Source organism: Peribacillus tepidiphilus (genome assembly GCF_009466385.1).
In the GTDB taxonomy this organism is placed as follows: domain Bacteria; phylum Bacillota; class Bacilli; order Bacillales; family DSM-1321; genus Bacillus_BN; species Bacillus_BN tepidiphilus.
Genome location: NZ_WIAQ01000011.1, coordinates 42,308 through 63,824, shown reverse-complemented (window position 1 = coordinate 63,824; position 21,517 = coordinate 42,308). Strand labels below are relative to the sequence as shown.

The following is a 21,517-nucleotide window of genomic DNA, read 5'->3' as shown; positions in this document are numbered from 1 at the left end:
AATCATTGCCTCAACCCATATTGTAAGTGGTACGGTTTGCCTCAAGAGAAGTTTGATGTAAAGGGTAAACCAAGCCGATATAAACTTTCTGGTGCGGGCGATGACAAATCAGAACCGTATCCTATTTTTATGGGGTCTGGATTACAATTTAAACGGTTCGTTAGCTCTTCGTTTGACAAAGGGGAATGGACAATAACAGGGTTATCATCTTTAGTAGCTAACCTTTTCAATTTAGCCAATTACATCTTCCTCCAATGAATGTTCCAATTCTAACTGTTTCACGATACGGCGATTATTCCTTTTCTTTTCAATCCAATCAATGAAGTCCTTGTCTTCAAGGATATTCAACAGGAACTTATCAACAACTTCACTTTCACTGTATTCCGTATATTCAGCGTAGTATTTAACAATCGCTCTAGTCCGTTCCGACAGCAACCAATCGACTTTTTCAACATTCTTGTTTTTAGGTTTAATAAAGTTCATCCTTGTTCACCTCTATGTTTGACAACAATTTTAGCACCAATTTTGAAACCTATTTTAGCATAATTTCCGAACATATGACATTAGCTATTGTCAATCTGTTAATTAGTATGCTAATTTATGTGCTAATTTATACGTTAATTGCTGATAAACCTTATTAAATCAACAAAAATAAAAGGTTCAAATCATATGCGATTTGAACCTAAAATTATTATGCTATTTAGTTTTTGTACTTCTAATCCGAACCCGTTAGATTTTGTTAAGCCGTTCTTTTTTGAGGTACCCCGCGAGTATAAAAGTAGAAATAAAAACAGATACAAAAAAAGCGGTGGAATTCACCTACGAATTCACACCGTTTTTTGTTGCTATATGATGACTAACGTTCAAGGAGCAGGGTTTAGTTGAAATACATGGTCAAGTAATTCATTAGCATAAGTTCGTTCATATAATCCCTGTTTCAGAAGGACCAAACATGGCTTTTATTTCTTCTGGAGAAAGTGCTTTATGATCAAATTCATTAAAAACACTCTGAAAAGCAAATTAACATATAGGTAAAGTGTTTGCTAAAGTACCGTTAAAATCAAAAATAATTGTTTTGATCATTGACACACCCTTTTTTTACGTTTTTTTCCAATCTTATTAAATAAGGAGATTTATATAAATCTTATTTGTTTGAATCATTCATTCATCACTTGTATGAAATACGCCTTCCTCTGTCCACCTGAAATGAACATTTTTTACAATTTGTCCACGAGCGGTGCCTGACACCCTAAAAGGAGTTCTTCCATTTGTTCGGCGGGTATAGGCTTGCTGAAATAATAGCCCTGACCAATTTTGCATGCATGTTGCTTTAAAAAGCTCACTTGTTCTTGTTTTTCAATGCCCTCTGCAATGACATTAAATTTCAAATGGTGGCCCATATCAATGATTGTCTTTACCATCGCTCCTTGATTGGACTGATGGGTGATATCGTCGATAAATAATTTATCAATTTTAATACCGTCAATTGGAAGATGCTTTAAATAGCTCAAGGAGGAATATCCTGTTCCAAAATCATCAATCGAAAGTTTCACACCTAATTCCTTCAATTGATTGAGGATGCATGTCGACCTTTCGATATCTTGCATAATGCTTTCGGTAATTTCTAATTCCAAATAACGGGGATCCAGACCGGTTTCATTTAGAACCTTTGTAACTATTTCGATGAAATCGTCATCTTGAAGCTGTCGAACAGAAATATTAATCGCTATAGGAATTGGATGTAAACCAAGATTTTGCCACCTTTTGTTTTGTTCACAAGCTTTTCTTAAAACCCATTTACCAAGTAGAACGATCAGTCCTGTTTCTTCTGCTAGAGGAATAAATTCTGACGGAGGAATCATTCCATGTATAGGATGCTGCCAACGGATTAGGGCTTCTACTCCTACAATTTTTCCTGTTTCTAATTCTACTTGAGGCTGATAGTGAAGAGTCAGGTGTTCTTGTTCAAGCGCTTTCCTTAATCCGTTCTCGATTTCCATCTTGCGGGAAGCAAGCCCTTGAAGATTAGATGTATAAAATTGAAAGGTATTTTTCCCGCGTTCTTTTGCCAAATACATGGCTGTATCCGCATGCTTAATTAACTTTTCTTCATCCTCACCATCAACAGGATAGATGCTTATTCCAATACTTGGTGTAACAAAGAATTCCTGATGATTGACTTCTATTGGAGTAGAAAATTCATCAAGGATTCGCTGGGCCACTTTTACCACTTTTTCTTGATCAATATCTTCTAGTAAAATAAGAAATTCATCTCCGCCCTGACGTGAAACCATACCATCGTTTTGAACGGCTTTCCTCAAACGTTTCGCTACAACTTTTAATACAAGATCTCCAATCGTATGTCCCTTTGTATCATTTATAATCTTAAATCGATCTAAATCCAAAAATAAAACAGCTACCTTTTGATTATTCTGACGATTTAATGTCTCATTTAATTTCTTCTTGAACATATTCCGATTTGGCAGGCCTGTTAATGCGTCATAATAAGCCATATATTGAATCGTTCTCTCTGCCTTCTTCCGCTGTGAGATATCCCTGCCGACGATTTGCCTTGCCACTCTTCCTTCATAAAAAATAGGCATCGTTGTCATTTCCACATCAATTCTCTTGCCATCGAGCCGTACAGCTTGAAATTCGTACGTCATTTTTTCTTCTTGATGATCCCCTAAAGATAGCTCACGTTTTTTTAGTTGTTTAAGAATGGCTGGTGGAATGAGTTTAGAAATTGGCTCACCAATTAGTTGTTTTGGATTCGATGCACCATAAAGCTTGCAGCCTGCTTCATTGATGTAGTCAATTTGCCCTCTACTATATACTGCAATAATGTCAGGTGACATTTCTACTAAACTTCGATAGCGATCTTCACTTTCCTTTCGATCCGTAATATCAAACAACACACTGCTAAAATCTACAAAATTCCCATTTTCATCAAGCGTAGGTATGCCTCGGTCCTGGATCCATCGTATTTCTCCATCTGGGCGAATGATCCGGTATTTACTCGTGACAGCCTCCCCCTGTAAAAGTTTCTTTTCTCTTTCTTCTAAGACATGTAAATCCTCAGGATGAATGACTTTTTTCCAAAGGGTAAAATCTTGATAAAATTCCTCTAATGAATATCCATATAATTTTTCAATCCCTGAAGTGATTAATAACGTGTCGGATTTTAAATCATGAGACCATATAGCAACATCGAGTGTATCAAAAATATTTTTCAATTTTTGTTTATTTTTCTCTAATTCTTTTGCAGTCTTGTCCATTCCTTTAAACATGATACAAATCATGAAAATAACGAAAAGGAAAACCGTTAGATCGATCACAAATTGTGTGATTTTACCGAAAGAAAAAAGGGGAGAACTAATTACATGGATTAATTCTGCAAAAATGATAAAACTCAAAATAACGATGACTCTATGCTTATGTATATTTTTCATTTGTTATTTCCCCTCTTTTTTGGTGCTATGTATCTATTAATTTTATAAAAATTCCCAATAGTCTTTTTAAACATATCAAAAAAATAAAAACATCACAATGGGTTTCTAAGCTGAGCAGAGTGTTTATTATTTCATTCCATACGACCCTTCTCAAAGTTCATTTATATTAAGCTGCTTCTACGTTTCCTAAAAGAAAAAGCACCCCTAATGGATGCTCTAATCATGCCTTTTGATCCCGACGAACATTAACGCCGATATTAGACACATTAAGAAGGATTATTGACGTTTAACCCATGCAGTTATTCGCATTAACAAATTCTAACTGTCAACGTATGTATACTGTTACGGTTCAATACACGCTTTGCCTTTGTTTCGTTAACCAAAGAGAAATCCCGATTTTTTTACAGATCGTTACATAATGCATAAAGGCTAGTAAAACAATCCCTGTGTTCATTCCTATAATAACGCCCACCATATTGAAGGAAGCTTGAGATCCTAAAACATACATCAACAGAAATGAAATCATATTCGACCAAACCGTATGTAAAAACGCGTCTTTAACCAATCCTAACCCTATAAGGTAAGCCTGCAGCGGAATCACGAAGAAATAAAACAAGAAATTGGGCCACAGTAGTTTCAAGTAATAGGCTGCTGCCGTCGAAGAAAAAAAGAGTGAGGTTAATGGTTCTGCAAAGACATTCATCATGAAAACTGCTGGGACTCCATAAATCATGGTAATCCACATGGATTGCTGCAAAAGATTTCGGAGTTTTCCATAATCATGGCTTACATATGCAACCGAAACGTTCGGAATTAACATCACCATTAACGAATGACCAATAAAGGCCGGGAAAAAGCCAATCGTCATGGCCACTCCCATTAACATACCAAAATGTTCAGTCGCTTTAACGTGCCCAAATCCTGCTGTCATGAGGACAAAGTGAATGAAAAACGGTTGAATGGCATTTGTGATGGCATGAAAAATCCGTAGTCCAATGGCTGGCATTGAGACTTCAAGTAGTTTTTGACGTGCATGTTTCCATGACATAGTTGAATTCGTTGCACTTCGCATCGTTTGCATTTGAATGATAAAAAAGCTAATTAAATAAAGAAACACAATAATTTCGCTGCCTATTAATGCACAAAGAGCGATCAGTAACGACGTTTCTTGATCATAGTGAAAATAGTTAAAAATGACCAATAATATTCCAAATTGAAAGGCTTTTCTAAGAAAATTAGAAAAAGCGACTTTCCCCATTTGTTGAACTCCCATAAAGTACCCTCTTGCAATAGAGGAAAAGGCAGCTATGGGTATAATCAAGAGCAATAACCATTTTATAAACGGGTGAAAACCATGGAGTACGTTTGGGATAGATAGACCGATCATCGTCAATATGAGAAGGCTCACCATCACAAATGAAGCCAATTTTAAAGCATGCTGTAGCAACTGATAATGAAGGTCTCGTTTATTTTCAGCAATGAACTTCGATATGGAAATCGGGAACTCAAGACTTGCCATGACAAAAACTAAAAAGATGATTGGCAATATGGACATGTAATGCCCAATTCCCTCTTCTCCCAGTTCTCTTGCAAGAATCATATTAACAAAGAACTCAACACACTCACTAAAAAATGCAGCAACCACCAGAAGTATGGTTCCTTTGAAAAAGGAATTCATGCTGTCTCACTCCTATAAAATCTTTTTACTAAGGATATGAGACAAGTAGTGGGATTATTTTAGTTTTTTGAAGGCTGTCGAGTATCTGTCCAAAAAAGGGGTGCAATTGAGTACCTGCACCCTGACTAATTCTATTTGATTTAAGCGAAAAATCTTTTGATTTAAGCGAAAAGCGACTTCATTTACGCGAAAAGTCTTGGCATTTAAGCGAAAAGCCATTTCATTTACGCGAAAAGCCTTGGCATTTAAGCGATAAGTCCAGTCATTTAAGCGAAAATCCATTGCATTTAAAGTCAAGTCCTTAATATTGTGTAAAATACAAATTACATGGTTTCAACCTATTTTTGTTTGTTGATTGATTTTATTTGATTGGTAGGGGGTACCCCCTACCAAAGGTGCCAATTATCTTTATTTCTGCTATGTATTCAGGCTGGGGCTATTCGTGGTAGCAATGTAATTGATTTATTAGTGTGCCAATTATCATTATTTCTGCTATGTATTCAGGCCCGTTTCCTCAATTGATAATCCCGCCAAAATATCCCTGTGCCAATTATCATAATTTCTGCTATGTATTCAGGCCCAGCTAAAGCAGAAACAACTAAAAAAGTTAAATCGTGCCAATTATCTTTATTTCTGCTATGTATTCAGGCAAAGAGATTTTCTCTTTATATCAGAAAGGATACGGTGCCAATTATCTTTATTTCTGCTATGTATTCAGGCAGATAGTACATGAAAAATCACAAACAAATACTAAATGTGCCAATTATCTTTATTTCTGCTATGTATTCAGGCAATCCCTCGCATCGGAGGTATTTCGTACACAACTTCGTGCCAATTATCTTTATTTCTGCTATGTATTCAGGCTTAGGTGGTTCTTTGATAGTTGATTTAAACGCATTAAAGTGCCAATTATCTTTATTTCTGCTATGTATTCAGGCAATTCAATGATAAATTTAAAATAAATTAAATTTGATTTGTGCCAATTATCTTTATTTCTGCTATGTATTCAGGCTTCGTTGTTACAATAAGTACAAACTGCCATTTATTCGTGCCAATTATCTTTATTTCTGCTATGTATTCAGGCGGAACCACTGGACCAAGACTTGTTTCAATAAGTGATAACGTGCCAATTATCTTTATTTCTGCTATGTATTCAGGCAATATCTTCAATATTCATGTTTGCAACAGTTTTCGGTGCCAATTATCTTTATTTCTGCTATGTATTCAGGCATCATGTATATTGGTGATTTATTGCCTATTTCTCTATGTGCCAATTATCTTTATTTCTGCTATGTATTCAGGCATATCCAATCCCACTCCATTTTTTAGTGTTCTTGTGGGTGCCAATTATCTTTATTTCTGCTATGTATTCAGGCGAAACGCCGCGACAGCGTCGAAATTGCAAACAGCTAGAAGTGCCAATTATCTTTATTTCTGCTATGTATTCAGGCACCATTATACATCTGAACAGAAGGAATTTATAAAAACGTGCCAATTATCTTTATTTCTGCTATGTATTCAGGCAGAGCAAAAGGTATTATCATAGCAATAATGGTAAGGTCGTGCCAATTATCTTTATTTCTGCTATGTATTCAGGCAATGAGTAACGAAACTTAAATTTTATTTTACTCAAAGTGCCAATTATCTTTATTTCTGCTATGTATTCAGGTATTGTATTTGAAGAAGTGTTTAAAAATAGTTAAAAAAGTGCCAATTATCTTTATTTCTGCTATGTATTCAGGTAAAAGGTCCTTGTCTTCAAGACCTTTCTCTTTATGTGCCAATTATCTTTATTTCTGCTATGTATTCAGGTTGCTTCTCGTAGAATCTATTGGGAGTACTGTGATTTGAGAGCTATTTTCGAGCAATCATAAATTTAAGATTAAAAAGTCTTTTTAACATAGAAAAAGTTGGTCATTATTGGAGATAAAAACCTGAATAAATAAAGAATTCGAGTACCTCCTGGTCTTTTTGACCTAGGTTGGTACTCGACAATAAAAAAACAAAATACTTAGCAGAAATACGATAATTCTGTGGTGGGTAAGGTTTAATTACCAAGGCACACGCACAGATTCATTGACCCTATAGGTCATTTTTATTATATTATTCTGTCTACTTTAAATCAAGATTATTATTGGAATTTTTTATCAATAAATTAATTTTGAAATATCTCTAGGATAGTATTCTCTTCCCACTGTAGAAATCTTTTTGTCTAACTGATCTCTTGTAACTGAACCAATATGCACAAACATAACCTGATCCTGATTATGGTGAATAATATCTTCTAATTTACCTTTCAAAACTGCAGCTTGAAGATCGGTTAACTGGCAGATGAAAACAGAATATTGTACATGTTCACCAAAAGCCTTCATCGTTTTAAAAACCTTTCTCCAGCGTTTAGCGTCTGAAATATCGTAACTGACTAACACAAAATATCTCATGTTTCACACCTACCTTGTAGTAACCGGCCTATATTCATTAATTTCTCCTTCAAGGTATCTGGCCAACAATCGAACTTCTAAGTCTAATGTTCTTCGGTAACTGATTTTATACCCAAAGCTAGGATGGGTTAAAGTTTCATGCATACGGCGTTCATATGCGGCAAAAAATTTTTTTCTGCCATTTTTCTTTAATTGGCAGCTATCTTGTCCTTGATAGAAGTCTTCAAGGCAGATTTCTTGTGTGTTTAAAGTTCTTAAGACAGCACTATCAACTATAAGTGGGCGAAATGGTTCCATAAGGTCAAGAGCTAGAGCTGGCCGACCTGGCTCAATCGAATGAAAAAAACCAAACATTGGGTCTAATCCTACACTTAAACATGCAGCCATTACGTCACGTGATAAAAGTGTGTAACCTAAAGAAAGAAGCGCATTTACAGGGTCCTTGGGAGGTCTCCTGCTTCTACCTTTCATTAAAAGGACTTTATCAAAATCTTTAATTTTTAACATTGTAGGAAATGCTTGAAAGTAAAGTTTTGCAGCTCTTCCCTCAATCCCTCTTAAGCTGTCTATACTCTCTGACACAATAGCTTTGTCCCTCAGAACTTTCATTTCATCCAATAACATTTTTGATGCCTTTCCATTCCTCCGAATTAAAGTTCTTTGATTGGCTATTTTTGCATGTATGATCCATCGTGATAGCCTTAAAGCAATATCAGGATGCTGAAATTTAATAAATTGATACTTCCGGAGAAAAATATTCTTTGTGATGGGTGGCATTGTGTATCCTACTAATTGGCCATGAGTTGACAAGTAACTAATTGTAATACCACACGCCATTAGAGTATGAGTTAGCTGTGTAGAGCACTGAACATTTCCCATCAAAGAAATATGAACTATATCCTTAATTGGAATTTCCTCTTTTCTATCATCTGGATAACGAATCGTTAAGCTTTCCCCGTCTTTTCCTAATCTTGCTCCAGGCTCAGAAACATATAAGATTCCACCGTCAGCTCTACTTGGGACGATTTTTCTAATATTCGTGCTAGCTCCGACCAAATAATTTGTCTCATCTGGCAAACAAACGTAGTTCAACGAGCATCGAAAACATTTATTAGAATCTTTAAGAGGCTTTGGAATAGGCTTACTCATTAACTCTTGAGCTTTCCTAATGTAATCAGTTGTAAGCTGGACTAAATCATCTGTAAAATCTATTCTTACTTTCTTCTTATTTCCTCTATAGTAAAGATACCCAAAATCAGTTGAATATCCATTTCTCCGTAATAATATCCCTTGTGCACACAATTGAATTTGATCATTCGGCCACGCTGTTCCTTGTAGATCATATGATTCAACTCTAAAACTTTGACCGCCGTCAGGAGCAGACGAATGTTTGCCTTCAACTGGCACCCATTGATCATTTTCAAGAGCAACTGTATCTAATTTTCCCACAATATTTAGGTGATCATCACCTAAATGCAGACTAAGTGGGGCTGCCCCCCACATTTCCGTGGGGGCAATAGTTCCTTTTCTCATACGATTTTCTGCTCTGCGATGCTGTGCAGACCCTTCAACCGTGTCCGCACTTTCTTCAAAAATTCCTTGTACATGCATAATATAGTACAAACGTTCACAATACTGAATTTCATTAAGCATCCTAATCGGGATAGACAACTTTTAAAAAACCTCCATTCACACCTCCACTTTATTTTTCAGGATTTTCTTTTTTAAACTGCTTCTTATTATGTTGTTAACAATAGACCAAAACTCTTTTTGTGGACGCCAGTTTTTTTCATTAAAGAAATATCCACTTGGGTCACGGAACAGTGTCGAGTATTTCTTCTGCTGCTCTTGAGCAAGCTCAAGAGTTTGAAAAATATCTTCGAACCCTTCTAAATCCTGCAAAGTTATTGTGGATTCTGTTTTTATTTTCATTTTTTCAGATTCTTCCCAATTATATACCTCTTTCTTGTCATTAATCTTTACAAATCTTCCTTTACCAAAATACTTCTTTACTATTTCAGTTTGTGATTTTGGAATGAAAAATTCATCGTCACCAGCTTTTTCTAATTGACATGGTATTCTATAAACTTCAGAATTCTGTTGCCAGAACCGTTTTTGAAGATTTTGAGCAGCATTAATATCCGCGTGTATAACTGTTAGCTCTATATCTTTACCCTTTTTATAAGGCTTAGAAAGAGTTACAAATAATTCTCCTCCAGGCCAAGGAACAATGTCACCTTTTTTCAGGCTACTAATCTCTTCCTCACTTATAAATCCAGTTTCAATTAGGTGTTTTAACTTGAAAGATTCTTCTTTTAAATCTTCATCATTCAAGGAATGACAGCGAATTCCAGGTGCTCCTGACTTTGCATGAAAGCGGGAAGAATACTCTGACCGGACATCTCCAACCTGCAATCCGAACATCTCCCCCTGCATCCATACAGTTCTCGGAATACTCCTATGTGCCCACTTCATTAACTTTGAATTTTCACGTTTGGAACGATCTAAGCTAAACAAGTAACGGTTAAGGTTCTCAAATAATATTACCTGACAAGCCGGATATTTTTCTTTCCAACGTTTATCCCGACTCTTCTCTTCTTTGTCATACTTATATCCTAAAGCGGTCATTACAATTAGATTAGCCAATTGTTTAAGCCGGTCATCTTTTACATTTTGGATATGCTCAAGTAACTTGGCTCCAAAAGGTTCATCGTTATTAATTCTATTTGCTTCTCCAGGGGTTCGCGACCTTTTGCTCCAAGAAATTAGCAATCTCCGAGTATCTTCTAATTCTTCTATATTCCACATGGTGATCCCAGCTAAGTTCCGGCGGCCTTCATTTAAACTTTTTCGCCATTCACTTACAAGTTGTCCAACATGAGGTTCCATTCTGTGGTGTGATTTAATCAAACTTTCCCGCCATATTTCTTGTTTAAATACTGCCTTATTAGTTAAATATTCAAATTCACTATTCCAAATTTCTTTTTCAGACTCTGTCCATTCATAAGAATCTACTATTTCTACCAATTTGTTTATCGCTTTCTTCCGTTCATCAGGAGTATTTTTCGTTTCCAATTTTAATACACTAGCTAACATTCGAATTTGGGATCTAATAAATAGAAGCTTCTTTCTGCGGTCTTTTCTTTTCTGTCTATTTCTTTTTGTAACCTCTTCACCAGGAAGATTTAATAGAAAACTCCTTTTATGCAAGGCAAAAAGCTCAGTATCTTTGATGTTATAATATAACATTTTTTCCTTATCTTTCGGCAATTCTTTCACGACTTCAAAAATGGATACAGATGCTGATGTACGTTGCCCCAAATCAATACTCATTACCCGCATTCCTTCAGTTATGGACTCAACACCTACCTTACCCGTAACAGAACTTACATTAATCCATTCTGTTAATTCTTTTGGTTTGTAATCAATTACTTTTGGAAATTCCGAAGACACGACTTTCAACGTTTTTCCGATAGGGCTTTTCAGTCTCCCATTCCTTGTCTCCTGTATAGGTAATAAATCAATGACTAAATTGAAAAAAACAGGCCCGATATCACCCGAAGGTAAAAGTTCTTGATGGTTTTCAATGTATTTTCTGTCAAATTGAATTCTCGACCCTCCCAGTACTCCTTTAAGTGAAATACCAGAGCTATAGTCTGAAAAACTAATTTCTTGCTTTCCTTTAATATGATCTTGCAATTTAATTTGCCGATAAAATTGTTTCGAAGGTGCCAAGTCGACCTCAACATTTTCCTTTTCAAACCATCCATCTTCAGTTGGCCAAATAATTTTACTAAGAATTACTTTACAATTCTTTTTTGTTGTTTCTTCAAGTTTGAAAAGATTAAGATTCGTTCCGCCCTGAGCCTCATAGCGTATCCAAAGGGGATGTTTAACTGCATCAGGAAGCGTGAATGTAGCTTGTGCTTTAGTATGAGAAAGTTTTTTAAGCAAACCATTATATGTTGCTATATGATAAATCCTTTCTGGATGCTTTCTCCATATATCCATGTTTTCTAATTCAGCCAAAAAGCTAAAAACTTTTGGATCTCCAAACCCTTCTCTCATCTTGCTCTGTTGTTCTGCAACAACTCTCCATAATTCTTCTTTTGAAGCTGATTCAGAGATTTTACTCCACTTTTCATAAACACGATCCCACCCGCGTATTTGTCTAGATGTTATTAAATATCCATCGTTTGAGCTAAATGATGTTTCCCCCAACTCTCGGTCGCGTACCCTTTCAAATTCCCTGATTTTTTCTATCCAAATTTGACCACCCGATAAATGCTCTTTATAGAAATTTTCAATTTTCTCTTCTAATTTTTCCCGTTCAGCACCTAACCGGCGATTCCAGGATTCCCAGGATAAAAGACGCTCAATAGCTTGAATAAACATATCCTTATCCCATTTCCGAACAGATTGCCGCTTTCCCATTGGAAGCCATTCTATATCTTTTTGATTATTTGTAAATAATGGAAATAACGGAAGCAAACTGTACTTTTTAAGATGATCAAAAACCTTAATTGTTGGGTCATTAGCTTTACGCTCTTCATCCTTTTTAAACTCCACTTCCCAGTCAGGGTTCCCTTCTTCCTTCATACGTTTCCATTTCGACTTGCGTCCAGCGTTGGAAGTTCCCTTCCCTGACTGGCTGTTTGGATCAACAAGAGGATATAAAAACTTATTTCCTAATTGGTTCGCATCTCCGCTTTCTCCATTAATTGAAGGAATGATTAACTCATATAAATGGCGAAGAAGTGAAAGAATTTCCTGATCACTTCCAAGTTCTTCAGATAGACCATTGTTCCGTTGTTGTTCTCTAATTTTCTTTATTAATTCAGATTGTATTTCCTCTTTAGTCCTATCTCCTAATGTATCTTGACGATAGAGAGTTAATAAACTCATGTAGTAAACAATGCCTTCATTTATTAGTCGGTGTGTTCGCCAAAGAGCTTTTCGTAAATAAATTGAGTCAGTTCCTGAATTCGTTTTCATTTTTAATTTGATGCTACGGACTACCATGAATAATCTTCCTTTCTTTATATTTTATAAATAAGTAAAACTTATATTTACAAGACATACTATTATCAGTATAAAAAGAGAGGATTTTGAACAATATGAGCAGTAACATTATTGAAGTATTAGTTCTAAAAATTGTCATCATAATTATTTGTAAATTTTATAGATATAGGCTTTTATAAATATCCATGCATGTGCAAAAAAAGGCGGAAAAACCCATTTACCCATGGAATATTTTACCTAGCACTATAAATTAAAGTATAACCTAAATTTATGGTTTATTGAAAAATTTTGTAAATAATTTTTTCTATACGATGTCATTTAAACTCTCTAAACTTGAATAGGAAAAATCGTTAGTCATAACTACAAAAAAAGAAAAAGCCGATCCATGATAGTTGTTTCCAACAACTTTTCGGATCAGCAAATAGCTAAGTCTTAAAGACTACATTTCTAATTGCAATTCTGTATTTAAAATTCTCTATATCAATAGAAAATCCTTAAAAAAACAAAAATAGATTGTTCCGACTTTCCCATGAGAGGCGTCTCTTGCTTTTTACTCCATGATCATTTTTTGGATCTGCTCTTTTGTAGGTAAGGCGGAAATGGCACCTTTTCCAGTCGTAGTGAATGCACCGCTGGCATTTGCGAAACGAAGAATTTCCTTATGGTTTTCACAAAGCAGATCCACAAGATTACCCGGTTGTGCCCCTGCTTCTAGCAGCTTGAACAAAAACCCGCCCATAAAGGCATCTCCAGCTCCTGTCGTATCCTGAACATTCACCAAAAACCCTTCAGATTCAAATTTCTTTCTTTTTATATACAAATCGGCACCTTTTGCTCCTTTTGTATAAACAACCGCTAACACATTGCCTTTAAATAAGGATTGAATAGCGTTTTCAACATCATGGATCTCCGTAATAAATTCCAATTCTTCATCTGAAATTTTGATGAGGTGAGCCATTGGCAGAAATTCCTGTATGGCGGCACGGCACTTGTCTTTGCTTTCCCAGAGCGGAAGTCTTACATTGGGATCGAAGCTGACTAGGCAGCCTCTTTCTATGGCACTATGAATGGCCTTTTTATGAGCCGATTTCATCGGACTTTCCACTAAATCTACTGAACAAAAGTGAAGGATATCTCCTTTTTCAAACCATAAAGGATCAATTTCCTCTTCGTTTAACAGCAAATCTGCAGACGGGTTCCGATAAAAGGAAAAATCACGTTCGCCGTTTTCTTTTAACGAAACAAAAGCTAGTCCGGTATTTGCTTCTTTTGTCCGGAGTATTTTATCAGTCTTAACCCCTGCCTGTGACAGCTGTTCAACTAAAAAGTCACCAAACGCATCTTCGCCAAGCTTTGTAATCATAGCCGCTTCCCCGCCATATTTTGAGACAGCGGCCGCTACGTTTGCAGGAGCTCCACCTGGCATGCGTTCAAAAGAAGTAACATCTTTCAACGCCATCCCTTTTTGCTGTGGAATAAAATCGATTAACACTTCTCCGATTGCCCAAAGTTTCCCCATATTTTCACCTCAAAACTCGAATATACTGAACTCACATTTGCTCAACCAATCGTCTAACACAATTTCTAGCTTGTGATTTCCCACTTTTGTGCTTTTAATTGAACAGCCCCATTATTCGCAAAAAATTTAATACCCTTGCTTTCTTTAGCTGGAAATATTCGTCCTGTAAATACTTCTTCTCCATCATTTATAAAGATTTCGACAGAGGATACATCCACAAAGATGCGGAAAGTTAAATCGTCTGACTCCATGCTGCATTTTCTTGCGGTTCCATATTGCTCTCCAACTGCCTCCCCAGATAATGAACGGTCAAAAATAACCTTTTTAATTTTAGAGTCATACTTGATGATCGTCTTTTCGTTCTCCCCAACACGAAGCTCCATCCCAAACTCCTCTGCTGAGTTCCTGGAAAAATGAGCAATTAATTCATAGGTTTCTCCTCTAATCCCTTGAAACTCTCTGCATTCATTCTTGATTAAAGCTTCAACTTCGGTTTTCTCGCCACGAAGCAGTTCCAGTTCTTTAACTGGCTTTTGAATCAGTTTCCCATTACGAATCGATAATTCTCTTGGAAGAGTCAAACAATGGGCCCAGCCATATGGATCAGTAGGATATTCTACTTCCGGCAATCCCATCCATCCCACTAAAATACGACGGCCACTTGGGTCGAGCATCGTTTGAGGTGCATAAAAGTCAAAGCCTCGATCGAGCTCGATAAAATCACCGTGAGAGAATTTCAAATTACCTTGCTGCACATTCAATTTTTCTCCAATTACATAGCCGGATTGATAGATATTCTGATATTGATCTCCTTCTGGCATCAAACCCTGCGGCGAAAAGATCAGTACACCTTGACTATCCAATTCAAAGTAATCTGGGCATTCCCACATATATCCGAAAGATTCGAGACTCGTATGAACTTCTCCTTCAAATCTCCAATCCAGTAAATTAGTAGAACGATAGAGTACCACGCAGCCTGTTTCGTTTGTTCTTTGCGCACCGAGTATAGCAAAAAAGGTATCTCCCTCTTTCCATACCTTCGGGTCACGAAAATGATCCGTATACCCTTTTGGTACTTCAGAAATGACCGGTCCTAATTTTGTAATGCTTCGGTTTTGTTCCATTACCGCCAAACATTGATAAGGGTGTCTTTCCCACTTTTCATCGCGTGTGTTCCCTGTATATAGCAAATATAGCTTTCCGTTGTGATTGACCGCACTTCCAGAATAAGCTCCGTGACTGTCAAAGTAATCATTTGGCGCTATACCAATCCCGACATTTTCCCAATCAACAAGATTTGTAGATTTCGTATGGTACCAATATTTAAGTCCATGTACTGGTCCAAGCGGAAACCATTGATAAAATAGATGGTACTCTCCATTATAATAGGAAAAACCATTCGGATCATTCAGAAGACCTGTTTCAGGTTGAATATGAAAAGTTTGTCTCCATGGACTACTATTCACTATTTTTTTCAGTTTTGTTAATTCTTCCTTTGTAGCATCTTCCATTTTTCTGTATCTTCGTTCTTTAGTCCATTTCATTTCTATCAAACTCCTAGAGGCTAACAAAAAATAAAGAGCCAGGCACCCTTGGCTACTAATGATTGAAAACAGGAGAATTGTTCCACAATATTAGTAACGGTTAACTGGATGCCAGGCGCTTAGTTCAGTTCATTAATATTCCGTTTACTTAAGCGGCTGGTGTTTGCTTTGCAGGACTGCTTTCTTTTATTGCTGCTCTTTTCGATAAAACGATGGTCAATGCAAATGTAACGACAAAAGAGATTGCCATCCCGATGATATAAGGGATGATTGAACCAGGTTGGATCGAAATAACCCCCGGAAGTCCTGCTGCACCCAATGCAACTGCTTTTACTTTGTAGAAAGTGATAAAGGCTGATCCTGCTGCGGCACCACTAATGGCTCCAATAAACGGATACCTTAGCTTTAAGTTAATTCCAAACATCGCTGGTTCTGTAATACCAAGTAGTGCTGAAATACCTGCAGCTGAAGCAGTTCCTTTTAATTTTGCATCACGGGTAATCAAGAGAACAGCTAGAGTTGCTGCACCTTGTGCCACATTGGACATAGAGGCTACGGCAAATATGAACGACCCGCCTGTTTTGGCCATGTCTGCTAATAATTGCGTTTCTACCGCAATAAAGCTGTGATGCATACCAGTTATTACAATAGGTGCGTAAAGAAGCCCAAATAAAGCACCGCCAATGAAACCAGTTGTATCATATAGCCACACGATTCCATCTGACAACAAGTTACCTGCTGCACGTGTAATCGGTCCAACTAATGTAAAAGTTAAAATACCAGTGATGAAAATCGTTAATAAGGGTGTTAATAGGTTATCTAGAGCTGATGGAACGACTCTTCGTAAATACGTTTCGATTTTTGCTAATATAAATGATGCTGCAAGAACCGGCAATACTGTACCTTGATAGCCGACTTTTTCAATTTCAAAGCCAAAAATGCTCCAAACCGGAATTTCACCTTTTGCCAATGCACCGCCGTATCCCCAGCCATTTAGTAAATCAGGGTGCACCATTAGCATTCCAAGTGCGGCTCCCAAATATGGATTTCCTCCGAACCGCTGTGTTGCGGAAAAGCCAATTAAAATGGGAAGGAAAACAAATGCCGCGTTGGCAAAGGTATTGATAAGGGCTGCTAAATCTGCCATTTCCGGATTTGCTTCGACAATTGATTTACCTGCAATAAATAAATCCTTAGCGGTTAATAGGTTATTAATACCCATCAACAAACCGCCTGCAACAATTGCTGGAATGATTGGAACGAAAATATCAGACAGTAACTTAACAAATTGTTGAAGTGGATTTAACTTCTTCGCACCAGCATCTTTTACGTCCTTTGTGGACATTTCTCCTAAACCAGTTAATTTAGCTACATTCTTATACACTTCTTGAACGGTTCCTGATCCTAAAATAATCTGGAACTGTCCTCCAGTAGAAAAAGTCCCTTTTACTGCATCCATGCTATCAAGCTTCGCCTGATCTACTTTGCTTTCATCATGCAACACTAAACGCAAACGAGTTGCACAGTGGGCTGCAGCCGAAACATTTTCTTTTCCGCCTATTGCATCCAGAATTTCTTGAGCGACTTGATGATGATTCATTATGATCCTCCCTTTAAAATATTTTAATCGAAACCGGTTTCAATTATTTGATAATTAGAACCGGTTCCATTCACAGCAAAAAAATAAAGATTTGCTAATTGGAACCGGTTCCGTTTTAAGGTAAAAACCAAACCGGATGGAACCGGTCCCAAACACGTCTATATTAAAAAATCGCTTTCATTTTCAAATCTACTTAGAGTATATCACAACATTATTTATTGTCAACGCTTTCTCTTTCAATTATTTTATATTTTGATATCGTTAATTTAGGGATGTCTTCTCCATTTACTAATCTCACAATATTTTGAGCTGCTATTTCCCCAGCTTCCTTATAAAAAAATTTAGCTGTTGTCAACCCTGGGTTCAGCATTTCGGTTACTTCATATCCTCCAAACCCTGTGATCGATAAATCTGCTGGAACCTTTAAACCTTTTAAATAGGCAGCTTTTAACGCTCCAATTGCAAGATTGTCGGTTGCACACACTAATACAGATGGATTGAACTCTTCAATGATGGAGGGAACTTGATAAAGGGCATCTGTAATTTTAAAGCCTGTTTGATAATATTGAATCTCGCAGTCTGATTGAGTTTGCATGGCGTGTATAAATCCTTCCTTTCTCTTTACTCCAACTGCGATATCTTCTTCTGTTACACCTAAAAAAGCAATTCGTCTGTGTCCCTTTTCTAGAATTAATTTCCCCATTTCAAATCCAGCTTCATAATCATTATGAATCAGGCTGTAAACATCGTCATGCTGTTGCCCTACAAGCATGACAGGAATTTGAACCTCTTGAAACGCCTTTAAATGATCCTCAGTAATTTTCGTAGCCAGCAAAATAATGCCTGCAACCTTCTGCTTTGATAACGTGTAAATATTTTCGATTTCACGCTCTAAGTCCTGGCTCGTATTAGATACAAGCATTTGAAAATGTAATTCTCGCAAACGCTCATCTATGCCAATTAAAGTACGTGATGTTGCATAGGAATCGAGTCGCGGAACAATCGTTCCAATAATATTTGGTTTCTTTGCTTTTAGACTTTGGGCGAAAGTGTTAGGAGTATAACCTGTTTCGAGGATCACTTCCTCGATCTTCCTTTTCGTATGTTCACTAATAGACCCGCCATTTAAATAGCGTGAGACTGTACTTTTTGCAACTCCTGCAATCCGGGCAATATCAGCAATTGTTGTCATATTACCATCTCCATATCAAAAATCCTTCTATCATTATAGACTTAAGTACCTTATTAAAAAAGCAAGAAATTTTTAATGGCAATATGCTTACAAGATAAATAAACAAAATCTAATGAAATTTAGATCTCTTAACTGTAATTTTCTAACAACTGATCACTAATTTTTTCTTATGTAACTTAACTTAGATAAACTTTACTTTTCTGGTGGAGATTCAGGGTGATATTGATAGATTTCAAGATTAATCGAGTTATGATTTGTAAACTGAATACCTTCGCTTTCTAATGACATCTTTTGAATAAAAAATAACTCTTCAGCTTTTAATCCAATCTCACCTTTAGCATTGATGACTCGATGCCAAGGAAGCTTATATTTGTCACTCATTGAGTGAAGAATACGGACTACTTGTCTAGCTCCCCTTGGACTTCCAGCTAATCTTGCAATTTGTCCATAGGTCATCACTTTTCCAGATGGAATTTGCTGAATGATTTGAATGACTCGTTCAGTGAAACTCTCCAACTAGCTCAAACCCTTGATACAATTAAAAATCGACTAGTTTATAAACGATTTAACACGACAGAGGATGATCATTTCCCCTCCCCTATTCGTTTTTTACTATTCCGCTACGCTCTTTTATTCCTTAAACTTTCCCGTTAGATAAACGATGATCGCTTGACGGATTTCTTCTTGCGTATTCATCACAAATCCATTTTTATGAGTGGGACTTTGTCTTTGATATTGTACAGTTTTAATGCGGCGAATACCTCATGGCTTCTCCATAGGTCTACCCAAAAAAAGAATTGACAACTACTTTATAAGAATAGCATACTCCTTTCCATTTCTATGTCAAAAAGATTGATTACAAGATTTGGATGTAATCACGACTTAACAATGGAATGGTATAATAGTATGGAAAACAATGGTGAATAGATTGCTATGAAATGGATTTTTGCTGAAAGGACTGATAAAAATGTCTTGGATCATGGGTTTGATTGGACTAATCGTTTTGAGCTGTTTCGTTTTGCTTTTGATTATGCTAGGAAAACAAAATGAACCTGCAAGGAGAGAACGTTTCAAAAAAGAGTTTCAAAACAAATATCATGAGACTCTCATTCTTTCTCAAACGAATATCGTAAATGAAGAATTCATTCACAGATTAAACAATGCTTTGAAAGCTGATTTTATGGAAACTGTGAATACAGAATTCAGACTTCAATTCCCTCGCTATTCCCAGAATCAGGTGAATGAGTTATGGAGAGAACTAAAACGGTATTTTTTGATGGCAGCTGTATTCAAAAAAATAGAGATGTTTAACGTGAAGGTTGATGAACTGTGGCATATCATGCTGAAGTTTGAAAAAGAGTACAATGAATTCTGCGAGATGTTTATTGGGCGCCGGATTCATCATATTCCCCATGGTCAGCCTATGTTCAAACCTGCGGAAAGAACATTTTTTGATTTTTGCTATGTTCAATTATTTTCGGTAGATTCGGTCTCATTGAAAATATGGGGAAGGTTTTTCAAGCATGGAAAAGGCAAAGAGCTATTACAAGAATTTGAAAATGGAAAGATGACAAAGTTAAAAGACAAATATATGCACGATTCCCCAAGCTCTCTAGGAGAGAAGGTTTTCGAATCATTCGTGTCAAGATTTAAAGAATACAAACTAGATAAATCTCCAATATGGCAACATTCATATAAAGATTCAAGTGATGCAAGCTACGCTTACTTTGCCTATGTAAGTACGAATGATAAGGATGATTCGTTTGGAGATCTTTTTGGTCACGATTCTTCAGACAGTCATGGCAGTCATGATGGTGGACATGGTGGCTCAGATTCTTCGAGCTGCTCATCATGCAGCTCTTGTTCGTCTTCCTGAGGAATGGCATATGAAAGTGTCGATATTGGTTTGCGAAGTTTTACTATTTCACCAAAAAGGGCTGAAAGCTAAATGGCCATTCATGTGCCTTCTTGGCTCAGCCCTAATTTTGAAAAACATGTAATATCCCCTTAATCGTTCTATTAAGACTTTTGCCTAAGGTACCTTTTGTCCTTCATGAACAAGCTCCAAAAATAAATGAAACCAGGGAATAGAATGGCAAACCCAACAATATAAACGATAAACACTGCCCTAAAGGAATTTGGGTCAGTAAATCCAGTTTGAATCGTCACTTCAGGATAAACAATATATGGCAGGTGTGCCTTTCCGTACACATAGCCCGCTACTAAATACTGTGCGGTGATCGCAACAACTGCCAGCCTTGGCATCCCTTTTACTCCCTTTTTATCTCGCATTATAAGGGCTATTCCTGCAATGATGAAGCAAAGGATCGATCCTACTAATAGGGGGAAGTCTTTCATCATCTTGATATATAGCCAGTTTGCTTCACCCTTCATGGTTAACATGATGAGGAAGGCCATAACTAATGAAATAGGGCCAATCATAACTGCATCTCTCCGATACACGTCATAAGCTTGATCCTCTTCAGAAGCTTTTGAGTAATCTGCTAGCCATAATGACGACAAAAACAGCGAACTAGTAATGGCAAACCCAATAAACGCATAAACATGAGGACTAGTAAAAAGCTTACCAAGTAACAAGTACTGCCGTTCCCCATTAAAAACAACATAATCTCCATGCGAAATAGGTAAAACGGCCATTAATAGACCGGGAATTATGATTCCTGAGATCCCTGAAATATACACTAACAGCCTTCTATATTTTTCCGCATTGTGAGAGAACACCAAGAATGCACTTCTTATAGACAATAACAATAAGATCAGACTGCCTGGAATCAGAAGAATCGTCCCAAGCGAATAGGCTGCTCCTGGAAAAAAGCTATAGATCGCCACAACAAGAGCAACGATAAAAACATTGGAAACTTCCCAGGTTGGGGATAAATAGCGATTTGCTATATTGGTTGCGTTTGTTTTTTCTTTATTAATGTAGACCATAGACCAAAAGCCTGCTCCAAAGTCCATCGAAGCCATTACGGCATAAATAAAAACAAATCCCCATAGAACAGTAATCGCCAAAAGCTCGTCACCAAAAGTGACACCGGTCATATCAAT

13 protein-coding genes, 1 pseudogene and 1 CRISPR repeat array are annotated in these 21,517 nt (G+C 36.7%); of the genes and pseudogenes, 1 reads left to right on the top strand and 13 read right to left on the bottom strand.

The features are described 5' to 3' along the window. Positions 1-231: 231 nt before the first annotated feature. The 12 genes and pseudogenes from GD441_RS08425 to GD441_RS08375 form a co-directional block, all read right to left on the bottom strand. Complete coding sequence (locus GD441_RS08425; protein ID WP_153125673.1) at positions 232-483, bottom strand: hypothetical protein; 252 nt, start codon at positions 481-483, stop codon at positions 232-234. A gap of 441 nt (positions 484-924) precedes the next feature. Then, a pseudogene (locus GD441_RS17160) lies at positions 925-1,083 on the bottom strand (HAD family hydrolase); the annotation flags it as partial. Between the two features lie 134 nt (positions 1,084-1,217). Then, complete coding sequence (locus GD441_RS08420) at positions 1,218-3,452, bottom strand: GGDEF and EAL domain-containing protein (protein WP_153125671.1); 2,235 nt, start codon at positions 3,450-3,452, stop codon at positions 1,218-1,220. Between the two features lie 349 nt (positions 3,453-3,801). Next, positions 3,802-5,130, bottom strand: a complete 1,329-nt coding sequence (locus GD441_RS08415; RefSeq protein ID WP_153125669.1) for an oligosaccharide flippase family protein — start codon at positions 5,128-5,130, stop codon at positions 3,802-3,804. A 395-nt stretch (positions 5,131-5,525) separates the two neighbouring features. Next, positions 5,526-6,943: direct repeats of the CRISPR family, unit length 36 nt; unit sequence GTGCCAATTATCTTTATTTCTGCTATGTATTCAGGC. A gap of 334 nt (positions 6,944-7,277) precedes the next feature. Then, positions 7,278-7,571 (bottom strand): CRISPR-associated endonuclease Cas2, encoded by a 294-nt coding sequence (gene cas2 / locus GD441_RS08410; RefSeq protein WP_153125667.1) that lies wholly within the window; start codon positions 7,569-7,571, stop codon positions 7,278-7,280. 9 nt (positions 7,572-7,580) lie between these two features. Next, a complete protein-coding gene (cas4g/cas1g, locus tag GD441_RS08405) occupies positions 7,581-9,242 on the bottom strand; it encodes a CRISPR-associated endonuclease Cas4g/Cas1g (RefSeq protein WP_153125665.1) in 1,662 nt (553 codons plus the stop codon). 18 nt (positions 9,243-9,260) lie between these two features. Then, a complete protein-coding gene (gene cas12b, locus GD441_RS08400) occupies positions 9,261-12,593 on the bottom strand; it encodes a type V CRISPR-associated protein Cas12b (protein WP_153125663.1) in 3,333 nt (1,110 codons plus the stop codon). Between the two features lie 550 nt (positions 12,594-13,143). Next, entirely contained in the window at positions 13,144-14,112 is a 969-nt protein-coding gene (locus GD441_RS08395) for a carbohydrate kinase family protein (protein ID WP_153125661.1), read from the bottom strand. A gap of 65 nt (positions 14,113-14,177) precedes the next feature. After that, complete coding sequence (locus tag GD441_RS08390; protein ID WP_153125659.1) at positions 14,178-15,656, bottom strand: glycoside hydrolase family 32 protein; 1,479 nt, start codon at positions 15,654-15,656, stop codon at positions 14,178-14,180. A 148-nt stretch (positions 15,657-15,804) separates the two neighbouring features. Further along, complete coding sequence (locus GD441_RS08385; protein ID WP_153125657.1) at positions 15,805-17,256, bottom strand: sucrose-specific PTS transporter subunit IIBC; 1,452 nt, start codon at positions 17,254-17,256, stop codon at positions 15,805-15,807. A gap of 211 nt (positions 17,257-17,467) precedes the next feature. Beyond that, the gene (locus GD441_RS08380) at positions 17,468-18,448 is read right to left on the bottom strand and encodes a LacI family DNA-binding transcriptional regulator (protein ID WP_153125655.1); all 981 of its coding nucleotides are present in this window, start codon (positions 18,446-18,448) and stop codon (positions 17,468-17,470) included. Positions 18,449-18,640: 192 nt separating this feature from the next. Continuing rightward, the gene (locus GD441_RS08375) at positions 18,641-18,964 is read right to left on the bottom strand and encodes an MGMT family protein (RefSeq protein WP_153125653.1); all 324 of its coding nucleotides are present in this window, start codon (positions 18,962-18,964) and stop codon (positions 18,641-18,643) included. A gap of 451 nt (positions 18,965-19,415) precedes the next feature. Here GD441_RS08375 and GD441_RS08365 point away from each other — a divergent pair, with 451 nt between their 5' ends. Then, on the top strand, positions 19,416-20,324 hold the full coding sequence (locus tag GD441_RS08365; protein ID WP_153125651.1) for a glycine-rich domain-containing protein: 909 nt from the start codon (positions 19,416-19,418) through the stop codon (positions 20,322-20,324). A gap of 143 nt (positions 20,325-20,467) precedes the next feature. On the opposite strand, the gene GD441_RS08360 is transcribed toward GD441_RS08365, so the two are convergent. Further along, complete coding sequence (locus GD441_RS08360) at positions 20,468-21,511, bottom strand: cytochrome d ubiquinol oxidase subunit II (protein WP_153125649.1); 1,044 nt, start codon at positions 21,509-21,511, stop codon at positions 20,468-20,470. Positions 21,512-21,517: the final 6 nt, after the last annotated feature.